This is a genomic window from Cohnella herbarum, from assembly GCF_012849095.1.
In the GTDB taxonomy this organism is placed as follows: domain Bacteria; phylum Bacillota; class Bacilli; order Paenibacillales; family Paenibacillaceae; genus Cohnella; species Cohnella herbarum.
The window spans coordinates 5,326,046-5,342,554 of the sequence record NZ_CP051680.1; the positions used below are offsets into that span (position 1 = coordinate 5,326,046).

Annotated in this window: 12 protein-coding genes; 5 read left to right on the forward strand and 7 right to left on the reverse strand. The window is 53.8% G+C overall.

The annotated features are described in order from the left end of the window. Positions 1 to 26 precede the first annotated feature (26 nt). The 5 genes from HH215_RS22690 to HH215_RS22710 all read left to right on the forward strand — a co-directional run bounded on the left by HH215_RS22690 (position 27) and on the right by HH215_RS22710 (position 7,391). On the forward strand, positions 27 to 890 hold the full coding sequence (locus HH215_RS22690; RefSeq protein ID WP_169281975.1) for a helix-turn-helix domain-containing protein: 864 nt from the start codon (positions 27 to 29) through the stop codon (positions 888 to 890). A 136-nt stretch (positions 891 to 1,026) separates the two neighbouring features. Next, entirely contained in the window at positions 1,027 to 2,001 is a 975-nt protein-coding gene (locus tag HH215_RS22695; RefSeq protein WP_169281976.1) for a 2-hydroxyacid dehydrogenase, read from the forward strand. Between the two features lie 14 nt (positions 2,002 to 2,015). Beyond that, positions 2,016 to 3,077 carry a sorbitol/xylitol/iditol dehydrogenase GutB gene (gutB, locus tag HH215_RS22700; protein ID WP_169281977.1) on the forward strand — a complete coding sequence of 354 codons (1,062 nt, stop codon included), beginning with the start codon at positions 2,016 to 2,018 and terminating at the stop codon, positions 3,075 to 3,077. 25 nt (positions 3,078 to 3,102) lie between these two features. Next, on the forward strand, positions 3,103 to 5,808 hold the full coding sequence (locus tag HH215_RS22705; RefSeq protein WP_169281978.1) for a family 78 glycoside hydrolase catalytic domain: 2,706 nt from the start codon (positions 3,103 to 3,105) through the stop codon (positions 5,806 to 5,808). Between the two features lie 5 nt (positions 5,809 to 5,813). Then, complete coding sequence (locus HH215_RS22710; RefSeq protein WP_169281979.1) at positions 5,814 to 7,391, forward strand: alpha-L-rhamnosidase-related protein; 1,578 nt, start codon at positions 5,814 to 5,816, stop codon at positions 7,389 to 7,391. 75 nt (positions 7,392 to 7,466) lie between these two features. Here the strand turns inward: HH215_RS22710 and HH215_RS22715 are convergent, their stop codons facing one another. The 7 genes from HH215_RS22715 to HH215_RS22745 all read right to left on the reverse strand — a co-directional run bounded on the left by HH215_RS22715 (position 7,467) and on the right by HH215_RS22745 (position 16,238). Then, positions 7,467 to 8,540, reverse strand: a complete 1,074-nt coding sequence (locus HH215_RS22715; RefSeq protein WP_169281980.1) for an ABC transporter substrate-binding protein — start codon at positions 8,538 to 8,540, stop codon at positions 7,467 to 7,469. Then, on the reverse strand, positions 8,537 to 9,343 hold the full coding sequence (locus HH215_RS22720) for an ABC transporter permease (RefSeq protein ID WP_169281981.1): 807 nt from the start codon (positions 9,341 to 9,343) through the stop codon (positions 8,537 to 8,539). The genes HH215_RS22715 and HH215_RS22720 overlap by 4 nt, the downstream gene beginning before the upstream one ends. Then, positions 9,340 to 10,146 carry an ABC transporter permease gene (locus HH215_RS22725; RefSeq protein ID WP_169281982.1) on the reverse strand — a complete coding sequence of 269 codons (807 nt, stop codon included), beginning with the start codon at positions 10,144 to 10,146 and terminating at the stop codon, positions 9,340 to 9,342. Before HH215_RS22725 ends, HH215_RS22720 begins: the two co-directional genes overlap by 4 nt. Beyond that, entirely contained in the window at positions 10,139 to 11,290 is a 1,152-nt protein-coding gene (locus HH215_RS22730) for an ABC transporter ATP-binding protein (RefSeq protein WP_169281983.1), read from the reverse strand. Before HH215_RS22730 ends, HH215_RS22725 begins: the two co-directional genes overlap by 8 nt. A gap of 380 nt (positions 11,291 to 11,670) precedes the next feature. After that, a complete protein-coding gene (locus HH215_RS22735) occupies positions 11,671 to 11,868 on the reverse strand; it encodes a hypothetical protein (RefSeq protein ID WP_169281984.1) in 198 nt (65 codons plus the stop codon). A 541-nt stretch (positions 11,869 to 12,409) separates the two neighbouring features. Further along, positions 12,410 to 14,434, reverse strand: coding sequence for an ABC transporter ATP-binding protein (locus HH215_RS22740; RefSeq protein WP_169281985.1), 2,025 nt, complete (start codon positions 14,432 to 14,434; stop codon positions 12,410 to 12,412). A 52-nt stretch (positions 14,435 to 14,486) separates the two neighbouring features. Next, positions 14,487 to 16,238: an ABC transporter ATP-binding protein gene (locus tag HH215_RS22745; RefSeq protein WP_169281986.1), complete on the reverse strand. Its 1,752-nt coding sequence runs from the start codon at positions 16,236 to 16,238 to the stop codon at positions 14,487 to 14,489. Between the last annotated feature and the right edge of the window lie 271 nt (positions 16,239 to 16,509).

Consider the following 16,509-nt stretch of genomic DNA (forward strand, 5'->3'; position numbering starts at 1 on the left):
TAATCTTGCTGCGGAGAGTGCTTGCAATGAAAATCGTCGAGGATTTGGATAGGCTGCGTTCATCCAGCATGGGAACCGCTCCGACTTCGTTCGTTAAGTCGTCTTTGTTGTACGTCCAGTTTATCGGGCATTATTATACTCGCCCCGGATATTCCATCGAACGGGATGATCTCGACTCGTTCTTACTCTTGGTCACGATAAGGGGCAAGGGTTATTTGCACTACCAAGGAACTCGGCATGAACTTGAGCAGGGGAAAGCGTTCCTGATCGACTGCAAACAATATCATCTCTACCATACGGACCCCGAAGACTTATGGGAGTTCGTCTGGATCCATTTCAACGGAAATACGGCTCAGGATTACGTTGATTATTTTCTAAAGCTGGGAGGTCCCTTGGCGGCGGAATCCGTTAACGACGATCTCCTATTGGACATTCAGCGGGTTAAAGAGCTTCAGAAGCAACGGGACGAAAGATCGGATTTGCTCACTTCCTCGATTCTGGTCCGGCTGATTACGGAGATTCTCCAATCGGCGCTGCAAGACCATCGGAACGACAAACAAATTCCTCCCTACATTACCGGGATCAAACAAGCGTTGGGCGACCGGTTGCAGAGAAGTATCAGCCTGGACGATCTGTCCAAGGAATTCGCCGTCAGCAAGTATCATCTCTCGCGAGAATTCAAGAAATATACGGGCTACAGCCCTTATGTATATTTGTTAAACCTGCGCATGATCGCGGCCAAAGAGCTACTGAAAACGACGGACCTCACGATCGAAGAAATCACTCGCCGGACCGGCTTCACGAACGCGACCCATTTTATCCATACGTTCAAAATCCGGGAAAACGCGACTCCTTTGAAATTCCGTAAAAACTGGCAGGGCAAACCCTAGATTGGTCTAAAAATAGTGCACCCGATTCGCTAAAGTTAATGTACCTTCCGCAAGGTTATGATGGCTTGGAACAGAGTCGCGAGAGTTTTAATTACACGATTCATTACACTCATAACTTTAATGATGGAGGAACGATATGGCGAAGCCTAAAGTGCTCGTGCTGAAGCCGTTGCCGGAAGAAGCGAAGACGATCATCCGGGAACGCTGCACGATGATCGAACCGGAAGAGAGCCACATCAGCCGCGAGCGGCTGGCGGAGTTGATCTCGGACGTCGACGGTCTTCTCACGAACGATATAAGAATAGATTCCGAGCTATTGGATGAAGCCAAACAGCTCAAGATCGTCAGCAATCAGTCCGTCGGCTACAACAATTTCGATCTCGCGGCAATGAAAGCGCGCGGCGTTATCGGTACGCATACGCCCTATGTTCTCGATGGCACCGTGGCCGATCTCGTCTTTGCGTTGATTCTGGCCGCGGCTAGGCGCGTTCCCGAACTGGATTCCTTGGTCAAGCAAGGCAAATGGGGAGAGCCCGGAAACGGCGGGGAAGCCCACTATGGGGTGGACGTACACCACGCCACGATCGGCATCGTCGGGATGGGCAGAATCGGGGAAGCGGTCGCCCGAAGGGCGGCGCTTGGCTTCGACATGAAGGTTCTGTACAGCAACCGCTCCCGCAAGCCGGATGCCGAGAAAGCTTACGGAGCGCAGTACCGTTCGCTGGAACAGTTACTGGAGCAGTCCGATTTCGTCGTTCTGATGGCGCCGTTGACGAGCGAAACCGCGGGCATGATTCGCATCGAGCATTTCGAACGGATGAAACCGACCGCCGTGTTCGTTAACGCTTCACGGGGACAGTTGGTAGACGAGCCGGCCATGATCGACGCGTTGCAGAGGAAACTGATCTATGCGGCTGCCTTAGACGTCTATGAGACGGAGCCGGTAGATGCCGGAAATCCGTTGCTCTCGCTCCCTAACGTTATTACGTTGCCTCATATCGGTTCAGCCACGGCGCAAACCCGATTCGATATGGCGATGGTAGCCGCGAACAATCTTGTGGGCGGACTCTTGAAGGACAGACAAATTTACATCGTACCTGAATTGCAATAATGAGGAATAAGGTGATGAGCATGAATATATCCGCAACGATGAAAGCGGCCGTGATGACGGAGCCGCGCCGGATCGTCACGGAGGAACGGCCGATTCCGGAATTGAACGACGACGAGGTTCTCGTGAAAGTGATGGCGGTCGGCGTCTGCGGTTCCGACGTTCACTATTACGAACATGGAAGAATCGGCGACGCCGCCGTCGAGTATCCGATGATTCTCGGCCATGAGTGCGCCGGCGAAGTCGTCGCCGCGGGCAAATCCGTATCCCGCGTAAGTCCGGGCGACCGCGTGGCGATCGAACCTCAAACGACGTGCGGCCGTTGTCCCGCGTGCAAATCCGGTAAATATAATCTGTGCCCGGAAGTCGTTTTTTTCGCTACTCCGCCGATCGACGGAGCTTTTGCCCAATACGTGAAAGCGCGCGAAGATTTCCTGTTTCCGATCCCCGATCATTTGAGTTATGAAGAAGCGTCGCTTGTAGAGCCGTTCTCCGTCGGGATTCACGCGGCCAATCGGACGGGGCTGAAGCCGGGCAACACGGTCGCGATCATGGGCATGGGCCCTGTCGGATTGTTGGCCGTCGTCGCGGCGAAAGCCTACGGCGCTAGCCGGATTTACGTGACCGATCTGGAGCCGGTCCGATTGGAAGCCGCCAAGAAGTTGGGCGCCACGCATGCCATCAACGTTCGGGAACAAGACGCCGTGGAGACGATTAAAACATTGAACGGCGGGTTGGGTGTCGACGTCGCATGGGAAACGGCAGGCAATCCGAAGGCGCTTCAATCGGCTCTGCTGTCGCTGCGTCGCGGAGGCAAGCTGGCGATCGTAGGCCTTCCCATTCAAGCGGAAATTCCATTGAACGTGCATTTCATGACCAATCACGAAGTGGATATCTACGGCGTATTTCGATATGCCGACACTTATCCCGCGGGAATCGAAATCTTGGCTTCCGGCATCGCGGACGTCAACTCGCTCATCACGGATCGTTATCCGCTGGAGCGGACGCAAGAAGCGATGGATCGGGCTCTGCATAACAAGAGCGGAAGCTTGAAAGTTATCGTATATCCGAACGGCTAAACGTTAGGGAGGGGGAAGATCGACCATGACATCATTCAACATACATTCATTAAGCTGCGAATATCTAGAGACCTTGCTCGGAACCGACGTGAAGGTTCCCCGGTTCGGCTGGAAGCTGTCGTCGGATAGGAGAGGGACGAACCAGCAAGCCTACCGGATTCAAGTGTCCGAATCGGCTGCGAATTTCGATGCTCCCTTATGGGACTCCGGCATCATCGAATCCGACAAGTCCGTTCTGGTGGATTACGGCGGTCCGGAAGTCCGGTCTCGAACTCGGTACTATTACCGCGTAAGGGCTTGGGATAATTACGGCCGGGAGTCGGATTGGAGTACTCCCTCCTGGTGGGAGACGGGGCTCCTCTCTCACGAGGAATGGAAAGCGGAATGGATCACTCCCGATTCGGAAGCGCTGGATAAGGATGCCAAGGAAGTATTCCTATTGCGCACGCGGTTTCACGCCAAGCCGGGCATCCGGAACGCGCGGATCTATTCGACAGCGGCAGGCGTATACGAACTTTATCTTAACGGCGCACGCGTAGGCGATGACCTGCTCGCGCCGGGCTGGACAAGCTATCGTCAACGTCATCAATATCAAACCTACGACGTCACCGCCGCCCTTCAAGACGGCGAGAACGGAATCGGAATCCTGCTCGGCGACGGTTGGTATAAAGGCGAGTTGACCTGGTTGAGCAAACGGAATATTTACGGAGACAGAAGGGCTGCGTTGTTGCAGCTTTGCATCCAATACGAGGACGGCACTGAAGAGCGGGTCGCTACCGATTCCTCTTGGAAAGCATCGACGGGCGCTATTCGGATGTCCGAGCTCTACGCCGGGGAGGTCTATGATGCCCGCTTGCATCAAGAAGGATGGAGCGAAGCAGGCTATTCGGACGGAGAGTGGTTCGGAACCGTATCGGTTCCGCTTCCCTTCGACCAACTGGTAGCGCAAGAGAATTTTCCTACCCGCGTTACCGAGACCTTAACGCCGCAGCGAATCGTTCGAACGCCGAGCGGGGAAACGGTTCTGGACATGGGCCAGAACCTTGTCGGACGGGTTCGAATGACGCTGGACGTGCCGGCCGGCACGCATATTCGGCTGCAACACGCAGAGGTGCTGGATAAGGACGGCAACTTCTATACCGCCAACCTGAGGAAAGCCAAGCAGATCGTCGAGTACATCTCGGGCGAAGCCGGACGAGTGTCGTATGCTCCGCATTTTACGTTCCAAGGCTTCCGATACTTGCTAGTAGAAGGACTTCAGGAGATGACGGATGATCGCCTTCTGAGCGGATTCGTCGCGGAAGTGATTCATTCGGATATGTTGCCGACCGGCAGCTTCGAGTGTTCGGATCCGATGGTCAACCGGTTGCAGAGCAATATCGTATGGGGTCAAAGAGGCAACTTCCTGGACGTGCCGACGGATTGTCCTCAGCGCGATGAGCGGTTGGGCTGGACCGGGGACGCGCAAGTGTTCATTCGGACGGCGGCTTTTAACTATCACGTCGGTCCGTTCTTCACCAAGTGGTTGCGCGATCTGGAGGCGGACCAGCGCCCTAGCGGCAGCGTGCCTTACGTCATCCCGAATGCGCTCGAGGATTATACTTCGACGATGTGGGGAGATGAAACCTATACTTCGTCGGCATGGGGGGACGCCGCCACCGTTTGCCCTTGGACGGTATATCAGGTGTACGGCGACCGTCGCCTGCTGGAACAGCAATACGGAAGCATGAAAGCTTGGGTGGAATTCATCCGGGCTCAGGGCAAAGAGGAGCATCTATGGAACACGGGTTTTCATTTCGGCGATTGGCTTGCTCTGGACGCCCATGAAGGCAGTTATTTCGGAGCGACCCCGGTCGAATTGGTAGCTACGGCGTATTACGCGTTATCGACGCGGATTCTACGGGATGCCGCTTCGGTACTGGGCTTCGAGGACGATTATCGGGTATACGGCGAATTGCTGAATGGAATTAAGGACAAATTCCGCCAATCGTTCCTGACCTCCGAGGGCAGGATGGCCGCTTCGACTCAAACCGCGAATATTCTGCCTTTGGTGTTCGGTCTGGTCGACGGCATCGAGCGGGAGCGAATCGCTTCCGATCTGAACGAATTGGTCACGCGCAACGGCTACCACCTGGATACCGGATTCGTAGGAACTCCGTATCTATGCCTCGCGTTATCGGAGAAAGGTTACCACGGAACCGCGGTCAAGCTTTTGCTTCAGGATCAGTATCCGTCTTGGCTTTACTCGATCACGAAGGATGCCACCACGATCTGGGAACATTGGGACGGTATTAAGCCGGACGGTTCGTTCTGGAGCGACGACATGAACTCTTACAACCATTACGCTTACGGGGCAATCGGCGATTGGATGTACCGCTACGTGGCGGGGCTGGACATGGACGAAAGCGTGCCTGCCTATAAACGCGTGCGAATACGTCCCGGAATCTCGTCCGGGGATTTGACTTATGCGCGTGCGAGCTTTGAGTCCTCATACGGGCGAATGACGTCCGATTGGCGCGTGGTTGACGCAATCGTTCACGTCGATTCCACGATTCCCGCGAACGTTAGCGCGGAAGTGTTCTTAGACGGAGCGCGTATCGATTCCGTTACGGAGAGCGGCAATCCGTTGCAAGCCGCCGATGGAATACAATCGTATGTCGAAACAAGCGAAGGAGTCCTCGTCTCGGTCGGATCCGGAACTTATCGTTTTAGCTTTAAGAGAGGGCGGTAGAAGAGATGGGAGATCAAGCCAAAATCCAATCCGCGCAAACGACGATCGTTCGTAACGACGCTTTTATCCAAACGGCGGACGATCTTAAACCGTCTTTGTTTTACAAAGGAATACGGCCCACGCAAATCGTTCGCGTACAATCGGATAGGACGGCGATGCACGATTGGCGCGCTGTACCTGAAGCGGAAATCGGGACGCTCGAGAATCGGGCCTTCGGCAAAGGGGAATCCGTCATCCTGGATTTCGGAGACCATCGGGTCGGATATGTTTCTTTCGATATCAAACCCGTGGGCAGTCCTCCGGATGCTCCGCTTAAGTTGAAGTTAACCTTCGGCGAGATGCCCGTCGAGATGGCGGAGCCTTTTTCCAGCTATGAGGGGTGGATCAGCAGTTCCTGGCTCCAAGAAGAGACTCTTATCGTGGATGTATTGCCTAGACAAGTGAAATTACCAAGACGTTATAGCTTCCGATATTTGAAACTGGAAGTGCTTGATACTTCCCGTAAGTATCAAGTCAGCTTTCGCAATATCACTTGCACGACCGTCACATCGGCCGACCTATCGAATACGCTCCCGTTCAACCATGCGGATCCGTTGCTGCAAGAAATCGATCGCGTCAGCGTCAAGACATTAGAGGACTGCATGCAGGACGTGTTCGAGGACGGACCCAAACGCGACCGCAGGCTTTGGCTGGGCGATCTTCGCCTTCAGGCATTGGTCAATTACCGAACGTTTCGAAATAACGATCTAGTGAAAAGATGCTTGTACCTGTTCGCCAGCGTACCCGACGAAAGCGGGCGGGTGTCCGCGAACCTCTTCATCGAACCTCATCTGATCGCCGACGACACCTATTTATTCGACTACTCGTTGTTTTTTACGGTGACGCTTTACGATTACTACTTGGAAACCAACGACGAAGCTACTTTGAATGAGTTATGGCCGACGGCGAGACGGCAAGTCGAGCTAGCCTTGGAGCGGTTGGATGAACGCGGAATCGTGAAGGACGACGATACCTGGTGGAGTTTCATAGACTGGCATGAGCAGTTAAACAAGCAAGCCCCTTCTCAAGCCGTGCTCATTTACGCGTTGAAACGCGCCATCCCTCTCGCCAAGGCTGTCGGATGTAAACAAAGCGCGAATTTTGAACAGCGGCTTACCGTCATCGAAAACGCGACTAAAGAGAGCCTATGGGATGCGGAGCAAGGCTTGTTCGTGAGCGGAGATCAACGGCAGGTGTCTTGGGCAACGCAGATTTGGATGGCTCTAGCCGAAGTGTTACCGAAAGACGAGAACAAGGCTCTGATGCTTCGCCTGCTGTCCGCTAACCCGGAAGTCGGGCCGACCACGCCTTACATGTACCATCATTTCGTTGAGGCCTTAATCGTAGTCGGGTGCAGGGAAGAAGCGGTTGATCGTTTGAAACAATATTGGGGCGGGATGTTAACCGATGGCGCCGATACGTTCTGGGAGCTATACGATCCGCAAAATAAAAATTTCTCTCCCTACGGCAGTCATCTGATCAACAGTTACTGCCATGCATGGAGTTGTACGCCGACTTACTTGATTCGTCAGTATGAGCTGTAAAGAAACGCATGCCAAATGCGCCGAGTTCCAACCGCAATAAGGGGTCGGGGCTCGGCGCATTTTGTCGTTTATGAACTATTTTCGATGCATCTTAAACTCCAGGAACAGCTCGTTATAATGGGAAAGCATTTTTTTGCCGAGATTCTTGTACACTTCCAGCTTGCTCGTCATCTCGGGATTCGGATAGAAGCGCTCATCCTGCGAGATCTCTTCGGGCAGCAGCTCCAGCGCCTTCGCGTTAGGCGTCGAGTAACCGACATACTCGGTATTCCTCGCGGCAACCTCGGGATCCAGCATGAAGTTGATGAACTTATGCGCTCCTTCGATATTTTTGGCCGTCTTGGGAATGACCATATTATCGAACCAGAGGTTCGAGCCCTCTTCCGGGATCACGTAGTCCAGCTTCTCGTTCTCTCCCATGATCTCGGACGCATCCCCGGACCAGACGACGCCGACCGCCGCTTCTTCGCCAGCGAGCAGCATCTTGATCTCGTCCCCGACGATCGCTTTAATATTCGGGGTCAACGTGCCCAGCTTCCGCTTCGCTTCTTGCAGATGCGCTTCTTCGGTATCGTTAAGCGAATAATTCAAACTGTTGAGCCCGAATCCCATTACCTCGCGAGCCCCGTCCACCAACAGAATTTGATTGCGGAGGTCCTCGCTCCACAGATCGTTCCAGCTGGAGAACGTCCGTCCCTCGAGCAATTCGGTATTATAGATGATCCCTACCGTTCCCCAGAAATAAGGAATGGAATATTCGTTCTCGGGATCGAAGCTCAGATTCATGAACCGGGGATCGATGTTGCCTAAGTTCGGAATCTTGCTATGGTCGATCGGAAGCAACAATCCTTCTGCTTTCATCTTGTCGATGGCGTATTCGGACGGAATGCTAATATCGAACGTGGTTCCGCCTTGCTCGATCTTCGTCATCATCGCTTCATTCGAATCGAAAGTCTGGTAGATGACTTTAAGCCCGGTTTCCTCCTCGAACTCGGCGATCAGGTCGGGATCGATGTAATCGCCCCAATTGTATATCGTGAGCGTATTCGCTCCGGAATACCCCTGCGAAGAGTTCAGGTAGGAAGTGAAATACATAAGCCCGATCGCGATAATGAACACGGCGCCGAACAGTCGGACGAGCTGCTTCATGGCTGCACGACCCCCCAATCCGGCTTCTTGCTCCCCCGTCGGGTCAAGAAGTAATAACCGACGACAAGGGTGATCGTGAACAAGAAGATCAGCGTCGATAACGCGTTAATGGAAGGCGAGATGCCTTGGCGCGCCCGCGAGTAGATTTCGACGGACAAGGTCGTATACCCGTTTCCCGTGACGAAGAACGTAACGGCGAAGTCGTCGAGCGAATACGTGAGCGCCATGAAGAATCCCGCGAAAATGCCCGGGCGAAGGAACGGCAACACGACTTTCGTGAGCACTCCCCATCCGCTTGCTCCCAGATCCTTGGCCGCATCGATCAAAGTCGGGCTCATCTCCTGAAGCTTAGGCAGCACCATGAGGACGACGATAGGTACGCTGAACGCGATGTGCGACAGAAGCACCGAGGTGAACCCGAGCTTAATGCCGATCATCGTGAAGAAAATAAGAAACGACGCCCCGATAATGACGTCGGGACTTACGATAAGCACGTTGTTCATCGCCAGCAACGAATTTCTCGGCCGGTTTCTTCGTACGCGTTGAATAGCCAGCGCGCCAACGACGCCAAGGATCGTCGAGATCGCCGACGACAGCAGCGCGATGACGACCGTATTCAGAACGATGATAAGCAGTCGAGTGTCATGGAATACTTCCTTGTACCATTCGAGCGTAAATCCGTCGAAGCCGTGCATCGTTCCCGCGCTATTGAACGAGTAGTACATCAAGTACAGGATCGGCGCGTACAGGATGATAAACACGATTACGAGATATAGCTGGGCGAGCTTGCCGTTTGTTCTCATCGGATCGTATTCCTCGCTCCCCGGTTACCGGTCATCATCATGATGACGGCCATTACGATAATCAATAGTACGGCGATCGCCGAACCCATTCCCCAATCCTGCGTAACGAGAAAATGCTGCTCGATCGCCGTGCCCAACGTGACGACGCGGTTGCCCGCGATCAGCCTCGTAATCATAAACAACGACAACGCCGGAATGAACACCGCTTGGCAACCCGCTTTCACTCCTCCGAGCGTGAGAGGGAACACGACCCTGCGGAACGTTTTCCACGGGGAAGCTCCTAGATCCCTTGCCGCGTAGATCAGCGAAGGATTCAATTCCTCAAGCGCGTTATAGATCGGCAAAATCATGAACGGGATAAAAATGTACACGGACACGAACACGAAGCTGAAATCGGTGAACAAAATTTGCTGCGTTCCGATGCCTGCCCATTCGAATATGGCGTTAACGAACCCATAGGTGCCGAATAACCCGATGAAGGCATACGTCTTCAGCAGCAGGTTAATCCAACTCGGCACGATAATGAGCAGCAGCCACAGCTGCTTGTGCTTCGTTCGGGTCAACCAATACGCCGTCGGGTAGGCGACCAGCAACGAGAAGAGCGTGATCAGGAACGCATACCAGAAGGAGTTGAACGTCATTCTTAAGTAAACGGGAGTCAGGAACTTCTGAAAGTTGTCGAAAGTGAAGTTCCCTTCCACGTCGAAGAAGGAGTTGTAGACGATCAGCACGATCGGAGTCGCCACGAAGAGCAGCATCCACGCCACGTAAGGAATTAGGTATAGGTTACGCGTCTTAGACATCGCGCGATTCCACCGCCCCGCCCGGCAACGGAGCTTGCCCGTGCTCATGCTCATGGTCGCCGTAGGCTTCCAGCCGCTTGTCGAATTCCGCTTCCGTCTCGCCGAACCGCATGACGTGAATCGCCTCCGGATCGAATCGAAGACCGACGCTATCGCCTACAATGGCTTTCTTCGTCGAGTGGACAAGCCATTCGTTGCCCGATTCATCGTAACCGCTAATCTCGTAATGTACGCCGCGGAACAATTGGCTATCTACCTTGATCAGCATGTTCCCCTGTTCCGGGGTCGTGATTTCCAAATCCTCGGGCCGGATCATGATTTCCACCGGCTCGTTAGGAGAGAAGCCTTGGTCGACGCACTCGAACGATTTACCGGCGAATTCGGCCAGGAAATCGCGAATCATCCGGCCGGGCACGATATTCGACTCCCCGATGAAGTCGGCGACGAACCGGTTGATCGGCTCGTCATAAATATCGGTAGGCGTTCCGCTTTGCTGGATCTCCCCTTTGTTCAGGACGAAGATTTCGTCGGACATGGCGAGCGCCTCTTCCTGATCGTGGGTAACGAAAATAAACGTGATGCCCAGCCTGCGCTGGAGTTCCCGCAGCTCGTACTGCATCTCTGTTCGGAGCTTCAAGTCGAGCGCCGATAACGGCTCGTCCAACAGCAGAATCTCCGGCTCGTTCACGATCGCCCGCGCGATCGCCACCCGCTGCCGTTGACCTCCGGACATCTCGGAAATCTCGCGATCCTCGTACCCGACCAGATTGACGAACCGGAGAGCTTCGTTCACCTTCTCGGTAATGGCGGCGTTTTTCATCTTCTTGATTCTCAGGCCGAACGCGACGTTCTCGAACACGTTCAAGTGCGGAAACAGCGCATAGTCTTGGAAAACGGTGTTCACTTGGCGCTTGTCCGCCGGTACGGAGTTAATCAGTTTTCCATTAAAATAAATACTGCCCTCCGAAGGCTCCATGAACCCGGCAATCAGCCTCAATATCGTAGTTTTCCCGCACCCCGACGGACCCAGCAGCGTATAGAATTTCCCTCGTTCGATCTCGAAGCTTACCTTATCCAGGACAACCGTATCCCGGTCATACGTCTTCGTTACGTTCTCGAACCGAATAATCGTCGTATCCGTCATGTCGGCGTAGTTCCTTTTCCGGGGTTTACACACCCTCTTGTTCTTATTGACTACATTATACAAAATTAGACCTTGTCAACCAATGAGGAAAATTGTCCAAACATACGTGGTCCGCGGTGCACCAAAAACCGTAATCGCCGCATTAACACGCTTTCCGGTACTATAGCTACTCTCGGCGCTCCACCAACGCTTTAGTCCTGGGATTAGACCGCTCTCAACGACTTATAGCACACTTTTCCTCGGTTTCCGACCAATTAGACTGCCCTCAGCGGCTTGCAGCACACTTTTCCTCGGTTTCCGACCATTTAGACCGCTCACAGCGGATTACAGCACTTTCGCTCAGAAAGCCGGTTTTCGGGCCGATTCCGGCTCACTATAGCTCACTCCAGTGCTCCACCCAACTCTATAGTACCGGATTTCAGCACTATAGCCACCTCCAGCGCTCCGCCCAACTCTATAGTGCCAGATTTCAGCACTATAGCCGCCCCCAGCGCTCCGCCCAACTCTATAATGCCAGATTTCAGCACTATAGCCACTCTCCGCGCTCCACCCAACTCTATAGTGCCAGATTTCAGCACTATAGCCACCTCCAGCGCTCACGTCCGATACTTTTATGAAAACAGAACAGATATATTGACCGGAGTAGTTACGCTCTCAGTGCTCATTGGGTTCGTCAACCACATTGCGGCGGTTATTAGGTACTCTCAGTGCCCTATTTGGATCGTCACCCACACTGTGGCAGAGATAAGGTACTTACAGTGCTCTATTGGATGTCTCTATGGCGTGCTGCCTAGTCACCGGTTAAGATAAGGTACTCTACTCTCAGTGCTCTATTTGGTTCGTCAACCGCATTGCGGAGGATTTAAGATACTCTCAGTACTTATTAACTCAAGAACGACCAAGTTCAGCCCAACGAAAACGGGGAATAATATCCAACACTACAGTGCCGGATTCCAGCACTATCTGTGGTCGACCACCGTCATGCAACGCCACAGCCGCGCGCTGAGAGCTGCGCGCGGTGCGAAAAAGCTACTCTCGTGACTCCATCCTGCCCCCCAGCTTCCCCAAAACACAAAACAAAGAAAGAGCCCGCGCCCAAGCGCGAAGCTCTTCCCCCAACTACGCCACGATCTCCGCCGCAGCGCCTTGCTGCAGCTGGTACATGGCGAAGTACTTGCCGCCCTGCTGCATCAGCTCGTCGTGGTTGCCGCGTTCCATGATCTGGCCGCGGTCGAGCACGAGAATCTGGTCAGCCGCGCGGATGGTCGACAGCCTATGCGCGATGACGAACGTCGTCCGTCCCCGCTTGAGCACGTTGAGCGCGCCCTGTATGATCGCTTCCGTCTCGGTATCGATACTCGCCGTCGCTTCGTCCAGGATCAATATCGCCGGATCGAAGGCGAGCGCCCGCGCGAACGAGATCAACTGCCGCTGTCCCGCAGACAACGTGCTTCCCTTCTCGATCACCGGCTCATCCAATCCGCCCGGCAGCTGCATGAACATATCGTACGCGCCGACATCCCGTAGCGCTTGCTCCACCTTTTCCCGGGAAATAGACGGATCGTCCAGGCTAACGTTGGATGCGATCGTTCCCGTGAACAAGAACGGATCTTGCAGCACGATGCCCATATGCTGGCGAAGCTGCTGCTTCGTCAACGTCCTCACGTCGACGCCGTCGATCGAGATCTCTCCCCGCTCCACGTCGTAGAACCGGAATAGCAGATTAAGAATCGAACTTTTTCCCGAACCCGTGTGTCCGACGAGAGCGACCGTTTGCCCTTGGCGCGCGCTGAAGTTGATGTTCTTCAACACGTCTTCGCCCGGCTTATAGCCGAATGTAACATCCTTGAACGCCACATTCCCCTTGTACCGGTCCATCCGGCTGTCCGACACTTCAACACCCGGCTCGTCAAGCAATGTAAACACCCGCTCCGCCGATACGCGCGCGACTTCCAGATTCGACAGTTGGTTAACGATCCCCACGATCGGGTGCATCATCCTGTTCATGTAGTCGATGAAGGCGTACAGCACGCCAACCGTCACGGCCGTTCCCAGCCAATCTCCGGCGAACATCCAGACGACGGCGATGAACAGCACGTTGCGGAATACGTTAACGAGGTTATGAGAGGTAATGGAATTCAAAGTAAGCAGCTTGTTCTGATACTTGAAATACTCGTCGTTCATCTCGTTGAACTCGGCCATCGTTTCCTTTTCCTTGCGGAACGCCTGAATGATCGGCATCCCTTGAATCGATTCGTTGATCATCCCGTTAATATCGCTGAGCCGCGAACGAATGACGTGATTGTATTTCGCCGCGAACTTGCGGTAGATGACGATCCAGACGTACAAGATCGGAATGAACGGCAAAGCGATAAGCGCGAGATTCGTATCCAGCAAAAATAATGCGCCGATGATGGCCACGATATAGATAATTCCGGAGAAAAAGTTCGCCAGCACCGATACGTACAATTCGCGGATCGCTTCGGTGTCGTTCGTGACCCTGGCCACGACTTTACCCGCGGGCAGATTATCGAAGTATTGCACCGGAAGACGCTGAATGTGTCTGAACACATCGTTGCGCATCTTGCGGACGATCCGATTCGCGGACACTTGGAGAAGCAATCTCTGCCAATACGCAAGCATCGCGCCGATTAACAACAACCCGACATAACTGATTGCCAGCAAGAAGATGCTGCGGAATTCGGGCTTGTAAAACTCGTAAGTCTCCCCTACGGACAGCTTGGTTGCGGGATAGAGCTGCTTGCTCCCGTCTTCCTTCGAGATCGTAAGCTTACCGCTCTCGAATGTTCTTTTGCCGGTATTCGGTACGCCTGCCGCATCGACGAAATAATAGCTGCGCCCCGATTGCAGAACGCGCACTTCCTTGCCCTTCGCTTCGCCTTCCCGGAAGTGATCCTCTCTCTTGTACCAGCCTTCCCGATACGATACCGCGTATTTCTCGCCTTGCTTCGTCTCGTACCAGGGCTTCTCGATTCCCATGATGTTCGTGTCGATCATCCTCTTCGCGAGGAAAGGACCGACGAGCTCGACGCCAACCGCTACCAACAGCAGCACCAGCGCTAGGATTATCGGTTTCTTATAGTTCAAAGCATATTGAAACAATCGCTTGCCGTTGTTACCCATGAATTCATCTCACCTACTTTTCTTCTTAGCTCATAACTGTGCCCTTCTATACTTACCCTTCCACCACGGAAGCGAGCTGTTGACGATCGTACTGCTCCTTATACCATCCGTTAAGCCGTAGGAGCTCTTCATGAGTGCCTTCTTCGGACACTCGCCCTTCATCGAGCACGACGATCCAATCGGCATGCTGTACCGCCGTTAACCGGTGGGTCGTAATAATCGTCGTTTTCCCCGCGCGTTCGTTGCGGATTCCTTCCAGAATCTCCGTCTCCGTCTTAGCATCGACGGCCGATAGGGCATCGTCGAGCATCAGAATCTCGGGATCCGCGATAACCGCTCTCGCGATGCTGACGCGTTGCTTCTGTCCTCCGGACAAGGCAACGCCTTTCTCGCCGACTAGCGTTTCTAAGCCGTCCGGCAGGAACGCGACGTCCTTACGGAATGACGCCAGCTCCAGCGCGCGGTTCAATTGCTCGTCGTCCTTCGCGGCGTCCGCCGTTCCGAACCAGATATTCTCGCGGATCGTCTTGCTGAACAGAATCGGCTGTTGCGGCACGTAGCCGATCCAACTCCTCAGCCGGTTCAGTTCAAGCTCCGTCAGGGGAACTCCTCCGACGGTCAACTTGCCCGCTCCCATAGGATATTCGCGCAATAATTGCTTAAGCAACGTCGTCTTTCCGCTTCCCGTTCTGCCCACGATACCGAGCGTCTGACCTCTGCGAAGCGTGAAGGAGATATCGACTAAATTGTCTATCGACGAAGATGGATATCGGAAAGTTACGCCATCGAACGCGATCGTCTCCGGTACTTCCAGGGCGACCGGAGCCTCGCTTTCCTTCACGTCCTCTTTCATGCCCAGCGTCTCGTTGATGCGGTCTAACGAGGCGTTACCGCGTTGCATGATGTTAATCAACTCGCCGATCGCGAACATCGGCCAGATGAGCATCCCAAGGAACATGTTGAACGAAACCATCTCCCCAAGGGTAATTTCGCCCCTGAATACGAGCACCGCTCCGTAACAGAGACCGATCAAATAACTCAAGCCTACTAGAATTTTCACCGTCGGCTCGAATAAAGCATCGATCTTGGCGACTTGAAGGTTTTTGTCGAACACGTTATCCGTCGATTCACTGAACCGTTTCCGGTCCGCGTCCTCTTGCACGAATGCCCGGATAACCCTTACGCCGGATACCGATTCGAGCACCTGATCGTTCAGTTGGCCGAAGGCGTCCTGCGATTTCGTGAACCGATCGTGAATTTTCTTGCCGAAGTGCTGCATGAGCAGCGCCATGATCGGCAACGGAAGCATAGCGGCTAGCGTCAGCTTCCAACTGATCAAGCCCGCCATAACGACGAGGATCGTTAACATAAACAGAGTCGAGTCAATGAGCGTAAGAATTCCGAAACCCGCGGTAACCGACACGGCTCCCAGATCGTTCGTCGCTCTGGCCATCAGATCGCCCGTCCGGTTGCGTTCGTAGAACGTAGGGTTCATTTTCAGCAGATGCCGCATCAGACGAGACCGCAACAACCGCTCCAGCACGAACGCGCCGCCGAACAGCTGATATAGCCACACATAAGTAATTCCGTAGCCCACGACGGTGAGCGCAATCCAGAAAACGAGCAACTCGGTCAGCTTACCCGAAGTCAGCGTTTCCTGCCTAATCCCGTCAATCGCGACTCCGATAAGCTTAGGAGGGATAACGTCCATGATTCCCACGATCGTCAGAAGCAAGATCGCGATCGCGTAACGCTTCCAGTGCATGCGAAAAAACCAACTTAATTTCTTCAATACGATAAACATATCTATGTGTTCACACCCTTCTATAACGCCTGGAAAGCAACGGGACTTTTCCTTTCTCCCTCTTGCCTATCCAGCCGCTCGATACAAACGTCTATCGCCATCCAATGGATAACGAAGCCGTTTTACTTGTAGAGGAACAAAAAAGGCCTACCGCCGTAAGCGATACGCCTCCAGAATGGGGTTTCCCCATCCCTGTCGCGCTCGGAGCCGAACCGATCCTAGGATCGCCACAGCAACCGAATGCGATAAAAAAGGCGCACGATTACGTCAC